General features: G+C 62.5%; 24 protein-coding genes and 1 pseudogene. 8 read left to right on the top strand and 17 right to left on the bottom strand.

The window, feature by feature from the left end:
• Positions 1 to 157: 157 nt before the first annotated feature.
• The 9 genes and pseudogenes from ACETPF_RS12350 to ACETPF_RS12310 all read right to left on the bottom strand — a co-directional run.
• A pseudogene (locus ACETPF_RS12350) lies at positions 158 to 427 on the bottom strand (integrase core domain-containing protein); the annotation flags it as partial.
• A 99-nt stretch (positions 428 to 526) separates the two neighbouring features.
• Positions 527 to 1,333, bottom strand: a complete 807-nt coding sequence (sctT, locus tag ACETPF_RS12345; protein WP_373934795.1) for a type III secretion system export apparatus subunit SctT — start codon at positions 1,331 to 1,333, stop codon at positions 527 to 529.
• A gap of 19 nt (positions 1,334 to 1,352) precedes the next feature.
• Positions 1,353 to 1,622, bottom strand: coding sequence for an EscS/YscS/HrcS family type III secretion system export apparatus protein (locus ACETPF_RS12340; protein ID WP_373934782.1), 270 nt, complete (start codon positions 1,620 to 1,622; stop codon positions 1,353 to 1,355).
• 4 nt (positions 1,623 to 1,626) lie between these two features.
• Positions 1,627 to 2,283, bottom strand: a complete 657-nt coding sequence (gene sctR / locus ACETPF_RS12335) for a type III secretion system export apparatus subunit SctR (RefSeq protein WP_373934781.1) — start codon at positions 2,281 to 2,283, stop codon at positions 1,627 to 1,629.
• On the bottom strand, positions 2,280 to 3,374 hold the full coding sequence (locus ACETPF_RS12330; protein WP_373934780.1) for a FliM/FliN family flagellar motor switch protein: 1,095 nt from the start codon (positions 3,372 to 3,374) through the stop codon (positions 2,280 to 2,282). Before ACETPF_RS12330 ends, sctR begins: the two co-directional genes overlap by 4 nt.
• Positions 3,368 to 3,853 (bottom strand): type III secretion system stalk subunit SctO, encoded by a 486-nt coding sequence (sctO, locus tag ACETPF_RS12325; RefSeq protein ID WP_373934779.1) that lies wholly within the window; start codon positions 3,851 to 3,853, stop codon positions 3,368 to 3,370. The genes ACETPF_RS12330 and sctO overlap by 7 nt, the downstream gene beginning before the upstream one ends.
• Positions 3,850 to 5,184 carry a FliI/YscN family ATPase gene (locus ACETPF_RS12320; RefSeq protein WP_373934778.1) on the bottom strand — a complete coding sequence of 445 codons (1,335 nt, stop codon included), beginning with the start codon at positions 5,182 to 5,184 and terminating at the stop codon, positions 3,850 to 3,852. Before ACETPF_RS12320 ends, sctO begins: the two co-directional genes overlap by 4 nt.
• Entirely contained in the window at positions 5,181 to 5,774 is a 594-nt protein-coding gene (sctL, locus tag ACETPF_RS12315; protein WP_373934777.1) for a type III secretion system stator protein SctL, read from the bottom strand. The genes ACETPF_RS12320 and sctL overlap by 4 nt, the downstream gene beginning before the upstream one ends.
• Positions 5,771 to 6,181 (bottom strand): hypothetical protein, encoded by a 411-nt coding sequence (locus tag ACETPF_RS12310; RefSeq protein ID WP_373934776.1) that lies wholly within the window; start codon positions 6,179 to 6,181, stop codon positions 5,771 to 5,773. The genes sctL and ACETPF_RS12310 overlap by 4 nt, the downstream gene beginning before the upstream one ends.
• Positions 6,182 to 6,211: 30 nt before the next feature.
• Between ACETPF_RS12310 and ACETPF_RS12305 the strand changes: the two genes are divergently transcribed.
• Positions 6,212 to 6,340: a hypothetical protein gene (locus tag ACETPF_RS12305; RefSeq protein ID WP_373934775.1), complete on the top strand. Its 129-nt coding sequence runs from the start codon at positions 6,212 to 6,214 to the stop codon at positions 6,338 to 6,340.
• A 12-nt stretch (positions 6,341 to 6,352) separates the two neighbouring features.
• On the opposite strand, the gene sctJ is transcribed toward ACETPF_RS12305, so the two are convergent.
• From sctJ to ACETPF_RS12285, 4 genes are read right to left on the bottom strand one after another with little or no spacing between them, the layout of a single operon-like run.
• Positions 6,353 to 7,147 carry a type III secretion system inner membrane ring lipoprotein SctJ gene (gene sctJ, locus ACETPF_RS12300; protein WP_373934774.1) on the bottom strand — a complete coding sequence of 265 codons (795 nt, stop codon included), beginning with the start codon at positions 7,145 to 7,147 and terminating at the stop codon, positions 6,353 to 6,355.
• Positions 7,147 to 7,557 (bottom strand): hypothetical protein, encoded by a 411-nt coding sequence (locus tag ACETPF_RS12295; protein WP_373934773.1) that lies wholly within the window; start codon positions 7,555 to 7,557, stop codon positions 7,147 to 7,149. The genes sctJ and ACETPF_RS12295 overlap by 1 nt, the downstream gene beginning before the upstream one ends.
• A 35-nt stretch (positions 7,558 to 7,592) precedes the next feature.
• A complete protein-coding gene (locus ACETPF_RS12290; protein ID WP_373934772.1) occupies positions 7,593 to 7,817 on the bottom strand; it encodes a hypothetical protein in 225 nt (74 codons plus the stop codon).
• A gap of 27 nt (positions 7,818 to 7,844) precedes the next feature.
• The gene (locus ACETPF_RS12285; protein WP_373934771.1) at positions 7,845 to 8,486 is read right to left on the bottom strand and encodes a hypothetical protein; all 642 of its coding nucleotides are present in this window, start codon (positions 8,484 to 8,486) and stop codon (positions 7,845 to 7,847) included.
• A gap of 552 nt (positions 8,487 to 9,038) precedes the next feature.
• Here ACETPF_RS12285 and ACETPF_RS12280 point away from each other — a divergent pair.
• The 7 genes from ACETPF_RS12280 to ACETPF_RS12250 all read left to right on the top strand — a co-directional run bounded on the left by ACETPF_RS12280 (position 9,039) and on the right by ACETPF_RS12250 (position 16,782).
• Complete coding sequence (locus ACETPF_RS12280; protein WP_373934770.1) at positions 9,039 to 9,200, top strand: hypothetical protein; 162 nt, start codon at positions 9,039 to 9,041, stop codon at positions 9,198 to 9,200.
• Positions 9,201 to 9,465: 265 nt separating this feature from the next.
• Positions 9,466 to 10,260 (top strand): SctD/MshK family protein, encoded by a 795-nt coding sequence (locus ACETPF_RS12275; RefSeq protein ID WP_373934769.1) that lies wholly within the window; start codon positions 9,466 to 9,468, stop codon positions 10,258 to 10,260.
• A complete protein-coding gene (locus ACETPF_RS12270; protein WP_373934768.1) occupies positions 10,257 to 10,667 on the top strand; it encodes a hypothetical protein in 411 nt (136 codons plus the stop codon). The genes ACETPF_RS12275 and ACETPF_RS12270 overlap by 4 nt, the downstream gene beginning before the upstream one ends.
• Complete coding sequence (locus tag ACETPF_RS12265) at positions 10,667 to 11,032, top strand: hypothetical protein (RefSeq protein WP_373934767.1); 366 nt, start codon at positions 10,667 to 10,669, stop codon at positions 11,030 to 11,032. The genes ACETPF_RS12270 and ACETPF_RS12265 overlap by 1 nt, the downstream gene beginning before the upstream one ends.
• On the top strand, positions 11,029 to 13,191 hold the full coding sequence (gene sctV / locus ACETPF_RS12260) for a type III secretion system export apparatus subunit SctV (RefSeq protein ID WP_373934766.1): 2,163 nt from the start codon (positions 11,029 to 11,031) through the stop codon (positions 13,189 to 13,191). Before ACETPF_RS12265 ends, sctV begins: the two co-directional genes overlap by 4 nt.
• Positions 13,192 to 13,201: 10 nt before the next feature.
• Positions 13,202 to 14,251, top strand: coding sequence for an EscU/YscU/HrcU family type III secretion system export apparatus switch protein (locus ACETPF_RS12255; protein ID WP_373934765.1), 1,050 nt, complete (start codon positions 13,202 to 13,204; stop codon positions 14,249 to 14,251).
• A gap of 140 nt (positions 14,252 to 14,391) precedes the next feature.
• A complete protein-coding gene (locus ACETPF_RS12250; RefSeq protein WP_373934764.1) occupies positions 14,392 to 16,782 on the top strand; it encodes a type III effector HrpK domain-containing protein in 2,391 nt (796 codons plus the stop codon).
• A gap of 184 nt (positions 16,783 to 16,966) precedes the next feature.
• On the opposite strand, the gene ACETPF_RS12245 is transcribed toward ACETPF_RS12250, so the two are convergent.
• The 4 genes from ACETPF_RS12245 to icmH are packed head-to-tail and all read right to left on the bottom strand — an operon-like array spanning position 16,967 to position 22,956.
• Entirely contained in the window at positions 16,967 to 17,731 is a 765-nt protein-coding gene (locus tag ACETPF_RS12245) for a PP2C family protein-serine/threonine phosphatase (RefSeq protein ID WP_373934763.1), read from the bottom strand.
• Positions 17,709 to 18,293, bottom strand: a complete 585-nt coding sequence (tagF, locus tag ACETPF_RS12240) for a type VI secretion system-associated protein TagF (RefSeq protein WP_373934762.1) — start codon at positions 18,291 to 18,293, stop codon at positions 17,709 to 17,711. The genes ACETPF_RS12245 and tagF overlap by 23 nt, the downstream gene beginning before the upstream one ends.
• Positions 18,290 to 21,745, bottom strand: a complete 3,456-nt coding sequence (gene tssM / locus ACETPF_RS12235) for a type VI secretion system membrane subunit TssM (RefSeq protein WP_373934761.1) — start codon at positions 21,743 to 21,745, stop codon at positions 18,290 to 18,292. Before tssM ends, tagF begins: the two co-directional genes overlap by 4 nt.
• The gene (icmH, locus tag ACETPF_RS12230; RefSeq protein WP_373934760.1) at positions 21,742 to 22,956 is read right to left on the bottom strand and encodes a type IVB secretion system protein IcmH/DotU; all 1,215 of its coding nucleotides are present in this window, start codon (positions 22,954 to 22,956) and stop codon (positions 21,742 to 21,744) included. The genes tssM and icmH overlap by 4 nt, the downstream gene beginning before the upstream one ends.
• Positions 22,957 to 23,065: the final 109 nt, after the last annotated feature.

Below are 23,065 nucleotides of genomic sequence, written 5' to 3'. Positions count from 1 at the left end.
AAAAGTCGCTCAACTCCACCAATCCCGCACCCGCCCCGCACCCGGCAGACCCATAGCCTCAAGCCCACTACGCCACATCCCGCACCACCACAGGCGGACGCCGGGCGTTCGCTCACCTAACCCTTCATCCCGCCAATCTGCCACAGCGCCGCCGCATCAGCGATGAGTGCGGCCGGGCGTTGTTGTGGTCGTAGCGCCACATCGCAAGCTTCCGCCGAGCGTCAGCCAGGCTGTCGAACAGTTCCTCGTTCAGGAACTCGTCGCGCAGCGACCCATTGAGCGATTCAATGAACGCATTCTGCTGGGGCTTGCCAGGATCGATGTCGTGCCATTTGACCCGGTTTTCGCTGGCCCATCTCAGGATCGCCCGGCCGATGGACTCGGTCCCGTTGTCGCTGACGATGCAAGCCGGTTTGCCCTATAGGCGCACCAGCGTGTCGAGCTCGGGGGGCATCCTTTATCCATCACGGAGACTGTTCGCCCTGTTTGTGACGTGAACCCCGTTGATTGAGGCAAAATACGTCCCTCAACCACCGATGGCCCGCAGCAGATCCGGGGCGTTCCGCAGCGTGCCCATCTGCTCCACCAGCAGCGGCACCAGAAATGCGGCATAGATCAGGATAATGACGCAAAAGAGCAGGTTCTTGATCGCCAGCGACAGGTCGAAGATGTGCATTTGCGGGCTCATCCGCGACAGAAAGGCGAGCATCGTCTCCGCAATCAGCAGGGCGACCACCACCGGGGCGATGATCAGCAGCGCAGTCTTCATGATGCTGTCGAGCAAACCCAGGATCAGGGCGAAGGCATTGTCGCGCAGCACTGGCGCGATACTGGCGGCCGGCCAGATTTCATAGCTTTTGTAGAAGCCATCGAGCAGCAGCAGGAAGCCGCCGGAAGCGAAGAACAGCGCGACCATGGCGATCATCATCAGCGTCGCCATGATCGTCGATTCGGATGTGGACGCAGGATCGACTAGTTGTGCCATGGTCGATCCACGTTGCAGATCGACAAGGTCGCCCGCGACTTCCGCTGCCCAGAAGGGTACACCGAATACCAGCCCTATGATGCAACCGACCGTCAGTTCCTTCATCAGAATCATGGCGATCATCAGCACGCCGGGCGGATGCGCATCCTGCATCACCGCCTGAAGGACATCGGGAATGATCGGCAGGGAAATCACCACGGCGACGGCGGACCGGATCATGCCCGTCAGCCCCAGGCGGTTGAAAGCGGGCGTCAGCATGACCATGCCCAGCGCGCGCGCGACCGCGACCGCAGTGCCCGACAGCAGCGTATAGGCCAGCGGCAGGATAACGCCGCTCACATAGGCCATGGTCACGCCGTCTTTTCCTTCAGCGGGTCAGCGCGGGGAAGGAATCGAGCGTTTCGGCGGCCAGCGACATCACCTGCGTCGCCAGCAACGGCCCCAGGAACAGCACGACCAGCATCACCGTGACCAGCTTGACCGCCTGCGGCAGCGTCTGGTCTTGGATCTGGGTGAGCGCCTGGAGCAGGCCGACGACCACGCCGATCACGATCGCCGTCCCCAGCGCCGGCCCGGACACCAGCAGGACGGTCATCAGTCCGCGATTGATGAGGTCGAGGAACATGTCCTGATGCATTCGCTCAGCCTCCGTAGCTTAGGATCAGGCCGTGCATGAGGCGCGACCACCCCTCCACCGCGACGAACAGGAATATCTTGAGCGGGATCGAGATGAGCGTCGGGGTCACCATGGACATGCCCATCGCCATCAGCACGTTCGCGACGATCAGGTCGACGACCAGAAAGGGGATGTAGAGCAGGAAGCCGATTTCGAACGCCCGCGTCAGTTCCGAGGATACGAAGGCGGGGATCAGTACGACCAGATCGTCGTCGCGCAGGTCCGCGCGGGCTTCCTGTGACCATACGCTGTCGGTCGCCTCCACGAAGAAGCGGCGCTCCCGATCCTTGGTGAAGCGCAGCAGATAGCTCTGCAACGGATCGCGCACGGTCTGCGCGGCGTCCTGCAACCCTTCGACGCTTTCGATATTGGCCGGGTTGCTTTCCAGCGCATTGTAGATGTTTCCCATCAGCGGGGTCGTGACATAGACGGTCAGGATCAGCGCGATCCCGTAGAGGACCAGGTTGGGCGGCGACTGCTGGACGCCCATAGCGTTGCGCAGCAGGAACAGAACGACCGAAATCTTCAGGAACCCGGTCATCGTCACGACCGCCAGTGGCAACAGGCCGATGACGGAGACGATGATGATGATGGAAATGATATTGGGCTGGAATTCGGTCATTGGGGGGTGGTCTCGTCCCGTCGCGCGCCTTGGTGCCGGTCCGTCAGCGACAGGATCCGAACGCCGCTGCCTTCACCCATCGGGATGATCTCGCCCACCCCGATGCGCCCGCCGTTGACGATCAGGTCGACGCGCGTCTGCGCGGCCGATGGCAGGGCGATGCTGCTGCCCGGTGCGAGCGCGCGCACCTCCCCCAGCGTCATGGTAAGGCGGCCATGTTCGAAGACCATCGTCAGAGGCAGTTCGTCCCACGCTGTGTCCTGCGGTGCATCCATCCTGTTCATCCCAACGGAAAGTGGCGCATGGCCAGGGGACGGCAGAAACGGTCCCCCGATGACCAGCTGATTCTTGATCCAGCGCACCGGCGCGGCCGGTCCCTTCTCGACCCGCACCATTGTGGCGGCATGATCGAGCATCACGACATCGCCCGGCATCAGGCTGATGATGTCCGACGCGATAAGGTCCACGCGTCCGGTCTCCACCATCAGGTGAAGCGGCAGGAGCGCGGGGTCAGCAGGCGCGGGCGGCGCCAGCTCGTCGAGCAGGTCCGCGAGCAACGTCGCCAGCGGCACGGGTAGTTCGATGCCGATATCGAAACGATCGCCCTCGCATTCGACGCTGACGCTCAGGCTGATCGTGACCGCGTGCGCCATGTCCCACTCCTCGCAGAGTCGTATCGGCCCGTGTCCCATCGCCTCCAGCGCGCTCAGCAGGTCGAGCGCCGCAAATTCGAGCAGCAGCGCAAGCGGACCGAGCGCAACCCGGTCGTCGGACGCTGCGACCCGCGTCGCGAGCGGCGCGGTCAGCCAGGCGATGAACAGCGGGGGGAGGTGAAGCCGGGCGGCATGCGCACCGATCCGGACCGACAGCGCCAGCCACCCCTTGTCGTTGTGCCGCGTCGTCCCGAAACTAAGGGCGACCGAGCGCTTCGCCAGCGTCGTGGCCAGAGGCGCGCGCGGGCGCGAAAAGCGCGCGTTCAATATCACGGTATTGGCCGACGGCACGCCTTTGGCCGTTTGCGCGATCCCGTCCGCGTCGGCCCTAGCCACCGAATCGGCCTGCGCGGCGAGATGGATGCTATGTTTTAGCATCGACCGACTTCCCGCAGCGTGACGCTATCCTCCCGCTCGCCTTCCTCCGCCCATTCCGCCTCGGCCGCGCGTTTTGTTCTTTGGTCGGACAGCATATGACCGATCCGCTCGGTGGCGCGCAGCGCCTCCACCCATTGCCTGCGGAGGCGTTCGATGTTCAATCGGATTGCCGCGACGGCCGCTTCGGCTTCGCGCAGGCGCTGGACCAGGTCGGCCCTGTCCTCGTCTAGTCGGGCGAGATCGCGCCGCGCATCCCGCAACTGCGCGAGCGATACCGGCGCCTGGCGAAGCCGCCGGCCAAGGGCCGCGTCCTGCGCCGCCGCCGCCAGATCATGCGCGCGAATCCGGCGCCCAACATCGACGACTGCTGCCTCATGCGCTTGCAGACGCAGCGTTTCCGCCGCCATCGCTCTTTGCGCCCGTTCCTCGCGCAGGCGGCGGACGGCCATGATCGACGCGATTTCCCCGTCCCGGATCATGCCACGATCGCCCGCATTTGCCCGACCGTCGTGGCGAAATCGGCGATCTCCTTCGACGACTGGCGCAGAAAGGTTTCTATGGCGTCGTGGCGCGCGACGGCGGCGTCTGCGCGCGGATCGTTGCCATGCGCATATTCGCCGATCCGGATCAGCAGTTCGACCTCCTGATAGGTCGCTATATGCTGGCGCATGGCCATTGCGGCCTGGCGATGATCGTCGCTCGCCACGCTGTCCATCAGCCGGCTGCGGCTCTTCACGATGTCGATCGCGGGAAAATGGTTGCGCTGGGCGAGCGTCGGGGACAGCATGATATGACCGTCAAGGATCGACTTCACCTCCTCCGCCACCGGATCCTGCGACGCCTCTCCTTCGGTCAGGACGGTGTAGAGGGCGGTGATCGAGCCGCGTGCGCCGGTTCCGGCCCGCTCCAGCAGACGGGGCAGGGCGGCGAAGAAGGAGGGGGGGAAACTGCGCCGCGTGGGCGGTTCGCCTGCTGCCAGTCCCATTTCGCGCTGCGCCCGGGCAAAGCGCGTGACGGAATCGATGACGAGCAGGACATGGCGTCCTTCGTCACGAAAATGTTCGGCTACGGCGGTCGCAACGTGCGCGGCCTTGACCCGTTCCATCGCCGGCCGGTCGGACGTGGCGACCACCGTTACGGTGCGCGCGCGCGCCTTGGCGCCCAACTGGACGTCGATAAACTCGCGCACTTCGCGCCCACGCTCGCCGATCAGGCCGATGACGATGACGTCGGCCTCCGTGCCTGCGACGATGGAAGCGAGCAGCGACGACTTGCCCACGCCGGCATCGCCGAACAGGCCGATCCGCTGCCCCCGCGCAACGGTGATCAGCCCGTCGATGGCACGCACCCCCAGCCGCAAGGGCGTGTCGATCAGCGTGCGCTTCAGCGGATGTGGCGGGTCTGCCTGAACCGGGCGATACGCCGTGTCCGCGCCCAGCGGCGGGCCGTCGTCGACCAGGCGGCCGAGCGGGTCCATCACCCGGCCCAGCAGACCATCGCCCGCAGGAATTGTGAGCGATCGGCCTGACGCGCGCACCTGCGTCTGCGCCGACATTCCGTCGAGATCACCGATCGGTGCAAGAATCACCTCGTCACCGGCAAAGCCGATCACCTCGGCCAGCACGCTGCGGCTGCTCGCCGGGTCGCGCAACTGGCAAAGCTCGCCGATCCGGGCCGATGGCAGGCTGGCATGGACCAGCACACCGCGCACGGCGCGCAATCGTCCGTGAACCGGCCTTGGATCGTTGGCCGTCACGCCGTCCATCAAGCGAGGCAGCAGGGTATCCCAATGATCGGGCGGCATGATCATCGCTGGGGGTCGGCGATGGGCGCGACCATGGTGTCGCGCATGACCGCCAGCTGGCTCTCGACGCTGGCGTCGATGCTGGTGCGCGGCCCCGCGACCAAGCATTGGTCCCCCGCCAGATGGCGATCGCCGACGACCGTGATCGCCTGACCGGCTTGGTCCATATCGGACAGCAGGGCTTCAACATGCGGCACCATCGCGGGCGCGACAGTGATGCATAGCTGCCGCTCGTCGCGAAACGCCGCCAACGCCGGGCGAAGTACGGATGCGACCAGTTGGCGGTCGTCGAACCCACCAAGGATGCGGCGCACCATGGCGAAGACCAGTTCGACCAGTCCCTCCTCCACCCCGGCGGTGTAGCGGGCCGCTCGAAGGCGTGCCTCCTCGACCATGCGCTGCGCTTCCGCCGCGCCGTCGCGCACCCCGTCCTCATAACCCTGAAGCCGGGCGTTGGCGACTTCGGCCTGAGCGGTCGCGCGGATGGCGGCGGCCTCGGCCCGCGCTTTCTCGATCACGGCATAGCCGTCCAGCCAGCGCTGCGCATCGGCGGCGCGGATGATCCGGCCGGGCGGGACGGCGGGCAGGGACCTCATGCGGCGGTCGATCCCGCCACTCGGCGCAGCACGACGGGACCATGCGTCAGCATCTCCGCATCCTTAGTCGTCGGAACGGCGCCGTCCGACGGCCATTTCAAGTGCAGCCAGAATTGCGCCGACGCCGATTGCGCGGCGATCCACGCTGCCAGACAGGCCCGGCCGTCTGTCAGGACCGCCGCTTCCAGCGCATCGACGCCTTCAGGCGCCGGGCGATCGAGGCCGAGATCCCGATTGCGCCGCGCGAGCGCCATGTTCTCCTTGCCGAAGCGACCGATCAACGCCGCGACGACCTCGCCCCGGATCTCCCGGCACAATATCGGCGACCAGATCACCGCGCCGCATGCGGGCACCAATGCCTCCATGGTCTCCATTTCTAGCGCAGCGATCGCGCCGTCCGCCGCCACGGGAAACGCAGGCTCCAAGGGCGGCCCGCCATGCCATTCGACCGCACATCGCCCAAGCCGGTCGGCGAAGCGTTCGTCGCGCGCCATGGCCGCGACGGTACGCTCCGCACCCTGGCCGGTGAAACAGGCGGCAAGCCGCCCTGGATGAATGAAGCCTGACATCGGACCGGATCAGCGGGAGGCCAGCTTGTAGGGATCACCGCGCCGCCGCCGTAGGAGCAAGGCGGTCGTCAGCGTGCCGAGGCCGATGACGAGCAGGCTCATCAGGCCGAACAGCCAGGTGGCGGCCGATGTCGGGATGGACAGGCCCATAACGTCGACCGACCCCATTCTGACGCTGCCCTGCGCTGCGGCGCGCACCGGCACGGTGACGACCGACACGCGGTCATAACTCAGCTGCGCGACGCTGCCCGCTACCAGTGCCTTGACCTGCGGCACCAGCGGCCCGACCGCTAGGTCCGGCTCATGGCGGATGAACACCGACGCGGAAGAAGGCTGGGCGTCGCGGCGCAGCGGATCGCTGTCCGGCAGCACGACATGGACGCGCGCCGATACCACGCCATCGATTTCGGACACCGTCTGCGACAGTTCCTCCGACAAGGCATAAAGCATCTGCGCCCGCTCCTGCGTCGGCGAAACGACGAGCCCATCGCGCTTGAAGACGTCGCCCATGGATTGGAACTGCCGACGCGGCAGCCCGGCCCGCTCCAAAATCTGCACCGACTGGGCGAACCGGCTTTCATCGACATGGATGGCGATCCTGCCGTCTTCCTGCTGAACGCGCGACGCCGTGATACCATGGCGCTTGAGCGCGGCGATCATGGCATTGGCTTCCCGTTCGGGCAGATTGGCATAGAGCTCAACGCCACATCCCGACAAGGTCAGGGCGGCCAGCGACAACAGCAGCAGCGCCGCTGCCCTGCCGCCCATCATCCCGCCGCCCGCGTGCTTGACCGGCGACGTCATTATTGGCCCCGCAGCAGCGTGTTGGCTGCGCCGGACACTTGCGTGCCGCCGCGCACGACCAGCTGCGTTTCGATTGAATAGTTGAAGATCGTGCCGAGCGAGGCGATCACTTGGTCGATCTGGGCGGGCTGCACCCCGCCCTTCGCGCCGGACACGTCCTGCGCGGGGACGGGACCGGTGGTGCGGGATTGCTGCTGCGGCGGAAGGCGATCGGCAAAATGGCTGGCCCGTTCGAAATAGCCACGCAGATTTTCCAGCACCATCGATCCGAACTGCCCCGCGCTGGTCGCATCCTGCACGCGGCTCCGGGCTTCGTTCGCGACCTGATCGAATGCCGCGCCGGACATATTCTGCGTGACTGGGTCGGTGACCGCCGACAGGGGAACGACCGGTATGTTTGCCGGGATCATCTGCTTTCTCCACTCTCTGTGTAGGCGTGGCGTCCTTATTCGTCCGACATTGCCTCGCCCAGAATGTCGTTGGCGCGCGGCATCATGATCATCTGGCCGCCGACCGTAATCGCGCCGCTGATCAGGGCGTCGTCGAAACCCTCGGGCAGTTCGTCACTACTGGGAACAGCAGCGCGGGCATTGTCCAGCGCACCGTCAAATTCAGCCTGGGCCTGAATTACGGGGAGTTCGACGGATCCGGATACGGGATTGACGGGCATTTTCCATTCCTTCCAGTTGAAACGCGATTATCGCCCGCTGTCGGGCACAGACGTAACTTCGACCCCCACGCCGCCACGGAATATGCGCACCTGCGCCCCGCCGAACGACTGTTGTGCGCTCGACTGGCCACCGGCAGCCGCCGGGGAGGATGTGGACGGCACGGCGCGCCCCGACATCTGCTGCACCACCCGTTCGATTGCCGCGACATAGGCAGGTGGTCCCGACACCCGGATCATCCTGCCGTCGGGCGAAGCGCTCAAGTCGAAACGGTCGTCGGCCAAGCCTAACGCGCGAGCCTGACGGAAGATGGCCTGCCTGTTTGCACCCCGGCCTTCCAATATATGCGACACATATTCGGACTCGGCGCAGATATGCAGAATGAAGCCGTCGAAATACCAGCCCAATCCTCCTCTGCGTGTGACGCTGTCCAGAAAATCTTCGGCAAGGATTCCGTGTATCGGTCCCTTTATTCGTCCTCGAACGGATTTTGACATCTGTATCGGAACATTCAGGTTTCGCCCGAATTCAGAGAATATCTTCTCCGCATCCTGAGCGATGAGGACGTAGGGATAGGGCTGCGTCATCCATGATGCCCGCGCCTGCACAGGATGCGGTGCCGCCGCTAGACAAACGGCCGCGAGGACTGCGCCTAGCAAGAGACGCTTCATCCAAAGAACTCCATCTTACATTTACTTATCAATGGCGGTAAAATGCATACCCAACAGCATTCATGTTGAACCCATAGTCACAGCATGAAGTGAGAAAATATCAATATTGCGTATATTCACATTTATAACCATACAGGATAGAATATTGCAATGTGCGTTACAAATTAATGACGTTTAATCGGCGCATTCGTGACGCAGGAAAGCAGTTATCCAGATTCTGGGATGAGATAAATATGGAGTTTATTTTTTTCTACTACAAATGAAACATCGGGGAAATTTGCTACAAAAATAAGTCAGTTTTTTGCCATTACAGGCCGAATATATATTAATTGAACTTTCACGCAGTTTATCGTGAAGGAAGCACGCAATATCTGCTGCGCGGCGATTAGTTGTTACCGATGTAATATTGAAATATAAGTGTAATCATCGTCGAACTACACAACTCATGCATCAATCCTGAGACTCGATCTTGATGTATCATGATTGATGTCGGGTCGCGTGGGGCAAGCTGCCCTCGAGCCCGCATATACGATCGTACAAATGGAGAATAGCATGTCCGTAGCCGCAGCCGGTTCGACCAGCAGTTCCGACGCCGCCATCGCCAAGATGGAAGCCGCTTTCGATGCGGCGATCGAAAAATCGGCCAAAATCACCGAAGTGACGACCGAGAAGAAGACGGAACTCGACGCCACCAAGCAGCGTCCGCAGAACTAACCTTTTCAAGAGCCATGGCCAGCATTGGCCATGGCTCCATCGGAAATTGGTTTCCCATTTGCAAATATGCCGGATTACCTGTCCGGTCAGAAAAGTGTCCCGCTTGCCTGCTTTCGACCTGGCTTCACTGCGCCTGAAGCGCGCCATCTCTACCCTCGCCTTGCCTCCCGTGCGCAAGGCGGCGTCGCCTGATGCGCGTGCGCCCTTCCGGCTTCCGCCGCCCTTCGAGCTTGAAGTTCTTTCGGGATGTCAGGAAGGGGCGCGGATGGCGCTTGCCGGGCCCACATGCTCGATCGGATCGTCGCCCGGGTGCGACGTCCTGTTGATCGGCGATGATATTGCGGCGACGCATGTCCGCATCCACCTCTATGGATCGAACGCTTCCGTGGAGGCGATCGACGGCGATGTCGGGCGTGAAGGGCAATCGCCCGTGACTGCTGGCTATGGCTATCGCGCCGCGCTGCCGCTCGACTTTCTGCTGGGCGACACCCATGTGCGCATCTCCCGCAAAGTCGCGGAAGGTCGGCGGCTGAAGCCGCTGGTGATCGGCGCCGGGGCGTTCCTGCTGCTCACGCTGATTGTCATGGTGCTGGCGCGAGCGACCGATCCGAGCCCGGACGAACAACGCACCAGCATTGCCGCCATAACCGATGGGGCGCGCGGCAAGGAGGCATCCGAAGCCGTGCGACAGTTGCGCGCACGCATCGACGGAGCCGGGTTGTCCGCCCTGCGTCTGGTCGACAATGGCGGACGGATCGAAGTGTCCGGGCATGTGTCGCCCGAGGACATGGCCGTCTGGCACAATATCGAGCAATGGTTCGACGCCACCTATGGCGAGCAATATATGCTCGCGAGCCTGGTGGAGGCCGGCACGTCGGCAGCCACGCCCCATGTCCGGTTGCAGGCCGTATGGCTGGGCGAACAGCCCTATGTCATCGACGGCCGGGGGGAGCGCCGCTATCCGGGTGATTCGCTGACGGACGGATGGATGGTCAAGTCGATCGAGGCCGACCATGTCACTGTGTCGCGTGACGGGCAGGACGTGGCCATCGCGCTATGATCCGGCCATCGTCCCAGTTCGCGACTTCTGCCGCCGATACGCGGGTCGAAACGACACAGGCCGAACGGCGTCGGATCGACGCTGCCCTGACGGACGCCTGGCGGCGTATCGAACAGGGGCAGGCCGCAGGGTCCGTGTCCGGTTCAAGGGCCAGCGCTACAGGTCGGGACGCCCCCGGCAGCGCAGTGTCGCTGGCGCAGCAGATCGACGCGCTGATGCGGCCCGACATTGCGGATTCGACCATCTTCGCGGGATCGCGTAGTCTCTGCCTGCTGCGGCATGTCGCCGACGATCTTTTGCCCGCCATGGACATGGACGAGGAAAGCCGGTCGATCGCGCGTGCCCTGATCCTTGAGGAAATCGCCGGGCGCATCGATTGCGCGCAGCGTCGGCAGGCGCCTGACTGATGCCGCAGCCGTCGCGCGACGCTGGCGTCCGTCACCCCGACACCCGGTCCGCCGTTACGCTTCTGCATGCGACGGGCTATCTCTGCCTGCGCGCCGGGAACCGGAAGCGCGCGCTCGCGCTCCTGCTCATCGCCCAGCGCGTCGCCCCGGACGACCCGGCATTGCTGCGCGCGCTCGCGGGCGCCTTCATCGCCAACGATGCGCCCCGCCAGGCGATCGGCGCGATCGAGCGACTGGCGCGGATCGAAGGGCGCACGCCGGACGGCGTCGGGGTGTTGCTTGCCCATGCCCTGTGGTCGGCCGGCGATGTCGTGGCTGCCCGCACCATGTTCAGGCAGTATCTCGCTTCAAGGAAAATTGCATGAGCGCACTGCGTCAGCGGCTCGACGCCTTCGTGCAGAGCGCGAGCCATCGTCCCGACATCATCGTCGCCGCCTTCATGCTGCTGGCGATCATGATGATGCTGATCCCCTTGCCGACCGCACTGGTCGATGGGCTGATCGCGCTGAACATTTCGATCAGCCTGCTGGTCCTGATCGTAGCCATCTGCATGGGGCGGCCCGCCAGCTTTTCCTCGCTGCCGCCGATCATCCTGCTCGCCACCCTGTTCCGGCTCTCGCTCTCCATCTCGACCACCCGGCTCATTCTGCTCCATGCCGACGCGGGCCAGATCGTCGAAACGTTCGGCCGGTTCGTCATCGGCGGTCAGGTGCTGATCGGTCTGGTGATCTTCCTGATCATCACCGTCGCCCAGTTCCTTGTCATCACCAAGGGCGCGGAACGCGTCGCCGAAGTGGCGGCGCGCTTCACGCTGGACGCGATGCCGGGCAAGCAGATGTCCATCGACACCGACTTGCGCAATGGCGACATCGACCAAGCCCAGGCGCGTGAGCGGCGGGGGCGCCTTGAGCGTGAAAGCCAGCTTTATGGAGCCATGGACGGCGCGATGAAATTCGTGAAGGGCGATGCGATCACCAGCCTGATCATCGTCTGCATTAACCTGGTCGGGGGCCTGCTGACCGGCATGGTGCAGAAGGGCATGGATTTCGCCCAGGCGGGGACCACCTATTCGCTGCTGACCGTGGGTGACGGCCTGATCGCGCAGATTCCGGCGCTGCTCATTTCCGTGGCTGCCGGCACTGTCGTCACGCGCGTCGCCAACGGCAATGACGAAGGGCTGGGGTCGGAGATTTTCCGGCAGCTGGGCGCGAGCGAACGGCCGCTGGCGATCGCCGCCGCAGCGACCGGCGCCAGTGCGCTCATCCCCGGCTTCCCGACATTCATCTTCCTTTTTCTCGGCCTATGTTTCGGGGGCGCGGCGTGGATGGTCCGGCGGCGTCGGCTGGCCGCCAGTCCGGCGCGCGTGCAAGCCGCGCCTGATGCCGGCGCCGCGACAGACCTGATGGTGGAAGATGAACAAGACGTGTCCGCGCTGCCCGCGGCGCTGGTGTCGGACGGCCCTGCCCGGGTGTCGCTGGTCGTGCATGTCGGCGCGCATCTCGCCCGGCAGGCGGCGGGCCGGGATTTCGTCGTCGAAGTGGATCGCCGCCGTCTCCTGCTGCACGCCGAACTGGGGCTGGAGATGCCTTCGGTCAAATGGCTGCCGGACCCGTCGCTCGCGCCCGATGCGATGCGGATCGACCTGGAGGCGGTGCCGGTGGCGCATGCCCGCATGCCTCAGGGCTTCCTGCTGGCGGAAGCGGATCGCGCCACGCTAGCCCTGCTGGATGTCGATGTCGATGTCGATGTCGATGTCGATGCCGCGTCGCAGGACTGGCCGGTCGACGCGCTCTGGATCAGGGCGCAGGATGCAGCGCCGCTGCGGGACGCGGGGATCAGCCTGCTGGATGTGGTGGCGGTGATGGCCCGCTGCGTCGAACGGACGCTGCGCCAATATGCCGCGCATTTCATCGGCGTTCAGGAAGCGCGCGACCTGTTGTCGGCGATGGAAACGGACAATGGCGAACTGGTGCGGGAAGCAGTCCGGCTGGTCAGCGTCAAGAAACTGTCGGATATCCTGCGCGCGCTGCTGGAGGAGAAGGTGCCGGTCGGCAACCTTCGGCTGATCCTGGAAGCGCTGGTCGAATGGGCGCCTTCGGAAACCGATACGGGGCAACTGGCCGAACGGGTACGGGCTGCGCTGAGCAGGCAGATCTGCCACCGCCATGCCCAGTTGGACCGGATATTGAGCGCCTGTGTCTTGACGCGCGGGCTGGAGCAGGCTCTGCGCGACGGGTCGCGGCAGGGGGGTATCACCCTGTCGCGGGACAATGCCGAACATATGCTCGGCCAAATCCGCGAAATCCTGTCGGTGCAGCCCGATACGGGTATGGTCGTCCTGACTCCGGCGGACCTGCGGCGTGGGGTGCGGCAGTATCTGGTGCATGCCGGCATCGACCTGCCGGTCCTGTCTTACACCGAAATCGCGGCTGACTATTCCGTCCAGTCGGTGGCGTCGCTCGACCTGCCGACGCCCCAGTTGGAGGCTACGGGCGACGCGGCGCCAAAGCCGGCAATGGCATGAGGCGGCCGTCATGAGCGATACGAGCGAAGAAAAGAGCCTGCCGGCATCCGACAAGAAAATCCGCGACGCCCGTGACAAAGGACAGGTGGTAAAGAGCAAGGATCTGGTCACGGGTGTCGCCCTGCTGGCGACCTCTCTCTATGTTGCATCGATGGCGGCGGGGCAGCGGGACCGGATAGAGGCGCTGTTCATCCTGCTTGGGCGGCGTGCCCATGGCGAAGCCTTCGATCAGGTCTGGCCGATGGCGCTTACCGGCGTCCGCCAACTGCTCCTGACGGTCAGCCTGCCGCTGCTGGTGATCACCCTTGCTGCGGTCATCCTGACCAACATCGGCACGATGCGCGGCTTCATCTTCTCTGTCACCCCCATCACGCCCAATTTCAAGCATATCAACCCGGCCGAGGGCGTGAAGCGGCTTTATTCTTTGCGCAGCATTGTGGAATTCGTGAAGGCGCTGGTGAAGATCGGGGCGCTGGCGGCGGCGTTCGTCATAGTGTTCCGGCTGCATCTTCAGGATCTGATGCTGCTGTCGGTCTGCACGACATCCTGCCAGTTCGCGATTTTCGTGGCGATGGCGCGGCCGTTGATGGCGACGGCCCTAGTGGCTTTCATTCTGGTGGGGCTGGCGGACCTGCTGCTTCAGCACTGGCTGTTCCAGCGCGACATGCGGATGACCCACAATGAAGCGAAGCGCGAGCGTCGCGATGCCGAAGGCGATCCCACGATCCTGCGGCAGCGCAAGCGGCAGCGCGATGAAATGCACGGACATTCGGGCCGCAAGGCATTGAACCGTCCGACGCTGATAATCGGATCGCCGGGACGTTGGTGCGTGGGCGTCCGCTATGTCCGCGGTGAAACGCCGGTGCCGGTTATCGTGTGGCGCACCCCTCCCGACATGGCAGCCGATGCAATCGGCCGGGCACGGGACGAAGGGATCGCGATCGCCCGGAACGACGACCTGTCGGAAATGCTGGCGCGCGTCGGCCGCAGCGGCGAGGCCATCCCGCGCCATTTGTATCAGAGGGTCGCCGGCATGCTGGTTGCAAAGGGGCTGATATGATGACCCGTGAGAGAAACCGACACATCGGATCGAAACGCCAGTATTCACATCCTATGCCGTTCGATCAAAACTTTAGACCGAATTTGACGACTTAGCCACATGACCGAAGCGAAACGCTTTTGAGCCCTCAGGAGGATCGAATGCCAGTCGATAAATTAAGCCGCGCCGATAACATCATGTCCTTCCAAGACAAAATCGAATGGGCTGGGCTTCTGAAGCGTGCCGGCACAGCAACCCATGATCAGTTGGCGGAAAAGGGGACTAAGTCAAAGCACTCCACGCCTGCGACCGCTTCGGATCGGACCGCTCATCCCGCGCCAGGTGACAAGCTTGTCGAAAACAAGAATGTTTCATTCATCAGCGATGGGCATGCGGACGTCCGCCCAAGTGATATCAAACGTGACGAGCAGAGAACTCCAATCGAAAATGTACACGCATCCCGCGACGCCTATCTGGAGAAAAATCCGGACGCCGATCCCATGTCGAAGGACATCGTCAATAATGCCGACTATATTCTCGAAAACTGGGATGCCATATCTGGCGGGCAAGACGAAATCACTGCGGACGATCTGACTGCATATGTCGACGCCAATCCCGACCTATCGCAGGATGCGAGGGACGCACTGAAATTCTGGTCGCAGCCGGGAATGTGGGAACAGCTCGACAATGGTGGCGACAACCCGGCGCTGGTCAAGGATGACGGCATCGTGGTGAAGAAGAATGTCGAAGACTGGATCGAAAACGAAGCGCCCACTAACGCTCTGCAATTCTCGAATTTTCTGGATCAGGCCGCCTTTCAGGCTCTTGGAGACAGAGCCGATCTAGCCGGCATCGAAGCCGATATTTTCGTCAATCCCGAAAAATATACGCATGAGCAGCGGGCCGCAGTTGCTGTCGAACTGATGAACGCGCGAAACGCCATCGAGGCAGGTATACAGAGCGGCCTGTGGGGAGATGCCAAGTCGCAAGTCTGGGTGTCTGCAAATACCGGCGCTAATCCCGATTCCAACAAGGTGCTGGCTGAAATCAACGACAAGATTTCTATTTTAATCAATTCTGACGGCATGCAGGATCATCTGCGCAGTGCGAAGGAAGCCGAACTCCAGAATATCGTCGACGCCGACCCCAGCGTGAAGGAAGCGTTGCAAAGCTATTATGATGATAAGATCCTGACGGGGGACGGGTTGAATGACCTTCTTAACCTGAAGGATGCGAACGGCGATCCGCTAAGCCTTCCGGCCGCGCTGGATACGTTCATGACCAACAGCGAAACGCTGTCCAGTGCATTGGGCTTGGATGCCCCCAATTTCCGCGAGGTGGTGACCGCGTCGGGGAGGATGGGGGATCTGGAACAATATTATCGGGACACTATCGTCACTGGCGAAGGTTTGAAGGACATGCTGGCCAGCGGCATGGACCCTACGATCGCCATGGCCACTTATGGGGAACAGGTCGCCCGTCTCAATGCGGTAGTAGATCCTGGCCTGGCGGAACGTTCACGTGACGAAATGATGGTCAACTTCGGACAGGTCGTGCATGATTCCATGCTCGATCAGGTGTCTTTCGAAAATCTAAAGGCTGTTTTCGGCAATCCGGACGGTACACTGAACGAAAATCTGGTGCGCGACGTTCTGACCCAGCTCTACCAGAAAAATCCGGAACTTTTCGTTAACGACGACAAGCCGATGACGGTCGACGAAGCACTCGGTGGCGTACGCGCGGCATGGGATTCGGTCAGGCAGGGTGCAAAGGTTACAGATGCATTCGGGAAATTAGGCTTCCTCAATGCTCCTGGAAATGACGTACAGAAAGCCTATGGCAGTGGCGCAATGCACATTGTCAGCGGCCTGTTCATGGGCAGCATGGCGATCGCGCGAGGCGCCAGTTTCAAACCTGGCTCGATGGACGCAAATAGCATTGTCCCTATCGTCACCGGTGCGGTCGCCACATCCGGCCTGTTATTGGAGGGCGGAGCAAAAGGCAAAATAGACAATGTGGATCATGCAAAAAATCAATACTTGAAAGGCGATAGGCCCGAAGCATGGTTAAAAGATATGATCAAGCGCGAAGTGGCTGATCATATATATTATTTAAAGAAGTTTGAGACCGCAGGGAAATTTTTGGGCGGTAGCGCAAATATAGTGGCGGGCGTTTTTGGCATCATTTCTGGCACTTCAGATCTCAACAAGGGAAATACCGCGATCGGAGCGATCAAGATTACCGGCGGCAGCCTTAGCCTGTTTGCCGGCGGCACCACGGTCGCTGAAGCGATCTTGACTATCGTCGGCGCACCGGCGCGCGTCATCGCGAGCGCGGCGTCGCTGGCCGGGATTGCCGGGGGGGCAGCTGCCGCCTTTGGCATCGGTGTCCTCGTTGGTGTCCAGATCTGGCAGGAAGTGAAAACAGAAAAAGCGCTCGATCAATTCAGCGACACGATCAACGCCTATCTCGATCAATGGCAGATTGACGGCGGCCCTACGGAGGACAAGGACTATACTTTCGTCCCTGAAGAAACGGTGGGTGGCTCATAACCATCTGAAAACATAGCGGATCACTCAGGCGGGCGGTCGAAATCCGGAGCGTTTTTCGACCGCCCCAAATCCGCGCGGAATCCCCTTCGGGTCGAATTCCCGATTCAGATTCCGTGCTGGTGGGGAGGCCGGCATGGATCGCTGTTTCGGTGGATTTCCCAACTCATACCGGCGCCCGCTGGTATTAGACGATGGCGGTGTTGGACGCTTGCAGTTGCATCAGAGTGGTCGGCTCGCATCCAACGACAATCAATGTGACATTGTCCGGCGCGCCACGTGACAGCGCCATTTGCAACAGATGATCCGCCGCATCCTGCGGCCGTTTCCGGCGCAGCGTGGCAGCGATCTCTTCGGGCAGCACCGTTCGCGTCAGCCCGTCACTGCACAGCAGGAAGACGTCGCCGGGAAAGACGCGATCTCTGCGCCAGTCAAGTTCCAGCCGTTCGCGCACGCCGACGGCGCGCGTCAGTATATGCCCTAGTGGATGGTCGATCGCCTCGTCTTCGCTCAAAAGACCATGGTCGATGAAATGCTGCACCTGGGAGTGGTCAGTCGTCAGCGCACTCAATGCGCCATCACGGAGCAAATAGATGCGACTGTCACCCGCCCACATGATAGTGTAACGTTCGTCCCGGACAAACAGGCCGACGATGGTCGATCCTCTGACCTGACCAGTCGCATCGCCCGCCGCCCGTATCGAGCCATTGGCTTCATGCAAGGCGCTGGCTAGAGCCTGTTCAGACAAGCTGCGCGCGCCATCCAGCCGCCGACCGCGCAGCGTATTGGCGAGTGTCGCCGATGCCCATTGGCCGCCTGCATGACCGCCCATGCCGTCAGCGACCGCCCAGAACCCGTCTTCTGTACGATCGACAAACGCATCTTCATTGGCTTCGCGTAAGCAACCGGCATGCGTGCGTGCCGCACGGTCAAATCGCAGGGCCGGTGACATCAATTGATTCCTTTATGTTCATCATGATGGGGATAAGGCCTTCTGGCGGAACCGATGAGGCAATCGAACAGGTTACGACGTCGCCCTTTACCGTCCAGAAACAGCCGCAGACGGCCGTGTCAGGCAGAACATGATCCGCAAGACAGTCGGGCACCCTTGGAACCAGGCCGGCGAAATCGTCCGCACTACGCCCTTCGGCGAGCGCTTGGCGGATCACATTTTTGACTTCTTCAGGATAGGCACGAGCGACATGCGCGCAGGGTCGTTCATCGGTCTCCACGCCCAAAACCAGCATAAAGGGACGCCTAACACGGTCCCTCGCGGGAGACATCGCGCCCATCCGCCAGCCTCGCCCGAACGATCCCGGTCCGAACCAGAAGCAGCAGTCAGCAGCGATGTCGTGCCGCGGCTCGAAGGCATCGTTCAATGCCTCCTGTGCACGGTTCAACCCATTGCTGCACCATATATCCCATGCCGTCCGATAGCGTCGGGCAAGCCCGCGACTGACGAAATCTCCATGAGACGGCATCTTGCCGAAGAGGAAGGGCTTATATTTGGTCACAGTCGGGCTGGGCATCGAAAGGACCATATGCCCCCGCGACCGAAGGGATTGTCGGTGCCGGGCAACTGGATGCGGAAGGTAGCAGAATGCTCCCCCCTCACGAAGCTCGCGCGGAAAGCAGTGGCCCCTGCGTTCTCCTTTTGCGCGGCGTCGATCAGCCGGAATAGCGCCCAGACGCCTTGCGCACCGAAACGCTGCACTTCCCTGTTTCCGTCAGAAAGGATCAAAGCCGCTTCTGGCAGCGCACCGATATTCCAGGTCAGGGGACGGATGTCGGCGGCGCCTGCCGCAAGCTTTTGCGCGACGCCACCCGAAGAAAATTCGGCGGAATTGACCTGTCGGCTAAAGCCAGCTCCGACAATCCTGATCGTGAAACCGGTCGCGATCAGATCACGGATCCGGGCAGCCTGCTGGAAATGTTCAGCACTGGATGGATCGAAGCTGGCGGCGACGGGATCGTCGCTGCGCCAGCGCCATACCGGGCCAGACATATCTAGCAGCGGCTTAAGGCGTGTCTCGACGAAGCGGTCAATTTCGCCATTAGCACCGAAAACACGCAGCATGGCACCATTGTCCGCTTCGGCACGCGCGTCACCAAAAAAGGGATAGTGATCGTTCACCAAAGCTCGGCACGCGGGCAGGATCGACTGGGCATATTCCTGGGTCACGGCCCCCTGCGCAGATCGGGTTGCTGCGCCACGCCCGGCCTGTTGCGCCTTAGTGATGAACGGTTGTAACTGAGGCGGCGCCACCACGCCGCTGGTCACGACATCGCCGATTGCCGTCGCGAATTGCCCCTGCACTGCCACACTGCCGCTGCCCGCGCCGATGGCGTCAGCGGCGGACCGGGCGGACACTGCCTTGCGAATGGCCTCAATGAAGCCGTCAATCGGGGCCACCGCCCGCCCGTCGCCGACAAATACGGCCAGTGGCCGAAAATGGGCTTCGATTGTCTGGCCGGCATCGACGCCTTGCGAAGGTAGGACGCGGGCCTGCGCGGCGGCTAGGCGCTGCATCCGGCCAGGCAAGCTCGGGCCGCCAGCCTTACCCAAAGCTGGCAACATCGCGTTTTTACGCGCTTCTAGCAGCAGCAATTTCCAAGCAGATGGCGTCTTACTGAACGCGCCAAACGCGCCGACATCGGCAAAATAATCGGCGGGTTGAGGCGCAGCGACAACCGTGTCCCACGCGGCAATATAGTCGCGTGCGTACAGCGCCGCGATGCCTGAATGCGCATTGGCCATCTGCGCCCGCGTGGTGGCGGTCTGTGCATCTTTGCCGAATACCCAAAGGTCGCGCGCAAGATCGACCTGCACCGTTTGAAGGCTGATTTGATAGCCTTGGCGATAGCCCTCGCGCGTAAAAAGCCATGGCACTTCCATTTGCAAAAGCTGCGCGCCATTGGCGAAGGCGCGCGCATCCCCCGTTCCCATCAGTGCGGCCACGCGCCACGCTGGTCGGTTAAGTATATCTGTTTTCTGACGCAGCAGGGCATATGCGCGTTCGCTAAGTGACAGGGTTCCAAGCGTCTCCCGGCTGCTCGCGATCAGCGCGCCGTCGAGCGGAGCGACACCCTTTGGCCATATCCGCCCGAATTGAGGATCGGCCAGCATCGCATCAAGATGGGGGACAAGCTGGGCGCGAATATCCATTCTGTCGGCGCCGGCAAGGGAAGTCGTCTCCCAATTGTCGATGACCCAGTTTCGGACCGCATTACGATTCAGGGGGCCGCGACCGCCCAGCATCAGATAGGCCTTGAGCGGCTGATAGAGCTGCATCGGTTGACCCGCATCCCGCTGCAATTGCTTTTCTGCCTGTAGCAGGAGGCGGGGGAGCAAGATGCGTTGCAGAGCCACCAGATAAGCTTGCTCCGCCGAACGGGCATGGCCTTGCTGATAAAGACCAAAGCGCATCGACAATGGCGGACCGCCCGCCTTCTGATCGGCGTAACCGTGCGGCAAGGATCGAAGTGCTTGCAATATAGGCAAAATCTGCTCGAAATCGGGATCGCTGCCGCTCACCTCAACCAGATCGATACCACTGGCACGGGTCGTCTGCGCGATCGCCTGCGTGTCTGTCAGCAGCGCAAGCTGCAAAGCCTTGTTTCGCCCGAAACTGTTCCCGAGCAGAACCAGCCCTGCCAACGTTACAAAAGCCAGCGCACCCATACCGCCCAAAGTCGTTAGTCGTTGCCGGGCGAGCATGTGCGGATCGCGTTGAGGTAGCCCCGGTTCCGCCAGGATCACGTCGCCCAGAAGGCGATTAATGAAATAAGCCCGACCCTTGCCGGCTCCCATGCTCGATGTATCCCGCACCGCATAGGAATGGCTGACGGTGCCTAGAATACGGTCTAGCGGACTACCGAACTGCACCCCGCTGGTTAGATAAATTCCCCGCAACAGGCCGCTTCCCGGAACCGGCATGGAAGCTGGAGCGATACCCTCGACCAGTCGGTCGACGCGCGCACGCAGACTCGACATCTGCGTCGGAAAGCCTTGGATCAAGCTGCGCCGGGCCGGATCCGTCTCTTCCTGAAGACGTTTGGGAAGCCGCTCAAACATTCGGCCGCAGAGCTTGTCGAATTGCGCCGTGATCAAGGATGCCACGCCTTGCTTGTCCGCCTCATCTAGCGCCAGCGTTGCGCCCAACACAGCCCGTCGCCCATCTGCATCGAGATCGGCGAAGAAAGCTTCGAAACCTAGGATCAGGTCAGCCTTAGTCAGGCAGAGATAGACGGGCACGCGCACGTGCAGCGCCGAGCGCATTTCGGCGAGGCGGGCACGGATGGCGTTGGCGTGCCGGTCGATCGCGCGCACGTCGCCAGCGAGGACTTCATCGATGCCGATCGCGACGATCACGCCGTTTATGGGCTGGAGCGGCCTTATTCGCGCCATCCGGGTCAGGAAGTGCCGCCATCCCCCTTCATCGACCGCCCGGTCAGAATCCTGCGTCGTGTAGCGCCCCGCAGTATCGACCAAAACGGCTTCATCCGCGAACCAGAAATCCAGATTGCGTGTGCCCCCCACGCCCTTGAGCGCCGCATCGGACACCGGGAAGCGCAGACCCGAATTAAGCAGCGCCGTGGTCTTGCCTGCACCAGGCGGGCCAATGATGATATACCAGGGCCGACTGTAAAGATAATCCCGCTTTCCCGCTGAGGCGTCTTTCAGCTTGGCAAGGGCCTCGCGCATTCGCGTCGCCAAGGCATCGTTTTCGTCTCGGACGGGATCGTCGAGTTGATCTGCAATCGCCTGTGCTGCAATCCGCAGCCTGTGCCGGCGCCAGAGCCCCGCTGTACCCCACGATAACAGCACGACCCCGACCCATGCCAGCCGGACCCATAGCGGCCGCCACGAAGACATGAAGATCGGCAGCAGCAGCGCCAATATGACGATGCCGGCCAACGCGGCGAGGCCGGTGACGAGCCACCAGTTGCGGAACAGGGATTTCATGGATTTTCCGTTGTAACGAGCACGATTTCGACCCGGCGGTTGAGTGATTTGCCCGCACTATTGTCGTTCGAGGCGATAGGGCGGCTGTCACCAAAGCCCTGCGCGCTGACCCGGTCCTGATCGCGCAATAAACCGCGCGTCAAATCTGCCACAGCCTTGGCACGTGCTTCCGACAGTGCGACGTTGTCGGGAAAGTCGAGTGTCGCGACCGCATCGGAATCAGCATGTCCTTCGACACGCACAAGACCAGGCTCAGCGTCTATCGCTGCAGCAATCCGGGAGAATAGCGCTTGCGCCCTGTCCCCCAGCTTGTCCGATGCCGACGCGAAGAGTTGCCCCACGGTAGTACGCACGCGAACGCTGTTGGCGTCCTGTTCCACAACGACCAGTTTCTGTGCGATTTCGGGCGCAAGGAAGCGGCGCAGCCGCCCTGCCTGCGCATTGTCTGCCGTGGCTTCTACCCGCGCGGATCGCGACAGGCGCAACGGCCGGTCGGGGTTGAGGTGAGTGAGAGCGTCTAAAGAGGGTTGCCCCGTCTGCGACAGGATGATGTGGAAGATCAGTGTCGTAATGAGCAGCAGCAGAAACGACCCGATACCGGCCACCAACAGCAGGGGTGCCGATCCGACCTGCGTCATGGGGGTGGTCGTGCCGCGCCATTGGGGTGAAATGTCAGTTTGCGATAGATCGCGCACCTGCGGCAATGCCGCATAGGCGCTCGCCATGATGCCATGGAGTTGCCTGCGGCCGTCCGGGCTGATACGGTAACGGCCCTCGAACCCCGCCGCCAGACAAGCATGATAGAGTTCTATCAGCGCCACATACTCGGCGGGACGACCCAGCATGTCCTGCAGCAGCAACCAGAAGCGATCGCCGCCGATATTTTCCCCGAACGCCCGCACGACGAGGCTGCGCCTTGCCCATTGCGCGGCTTCCGTCGCCGCGCCCGGAATATTCTGGGCGATGTCGTCGACCGTGGCGAACAGGCCGTAGCGGGCCCGCCGAATCGATTCCGCGTCCATGTTCATCTGTCGCAAACGGCGATCAAAGCCGTCGGCGAGGTCCACGGCCAGCCGGTGGAGCGTCGGCATCGGCATTACGAACCGGCCCGAACGCACGCCCGAGATCAGGCTGAGCAACGGTGTCGCCGCTGCCGCCAGCCTGCCCTGCGCCGGATCCAAGGGCGGCTGGACGAAATCTTCGTCGGACATTGGCGCCGGGGCGGCAGCCGCCAGCCCAAGGTCCGGTGTGGCCGCAGTCTGCGGCCGGGCGTGGCCGGCGGCCGGCATCGGGGCGAAGATCGTCTTGCCCCCTCTATCG

It is taken from the genome of Sphingobium agrisoli (assembly GCF_041877245.1).
Classification (GTDB): Bacteria; Pseudomonadota; Alphaproteobacteria; order Sphingomonadales; family Sphingomonadaceae; genus Sphingobium.
This window is presented reverse-complemented; position numbering and strand designations above follow the sequence as displayed.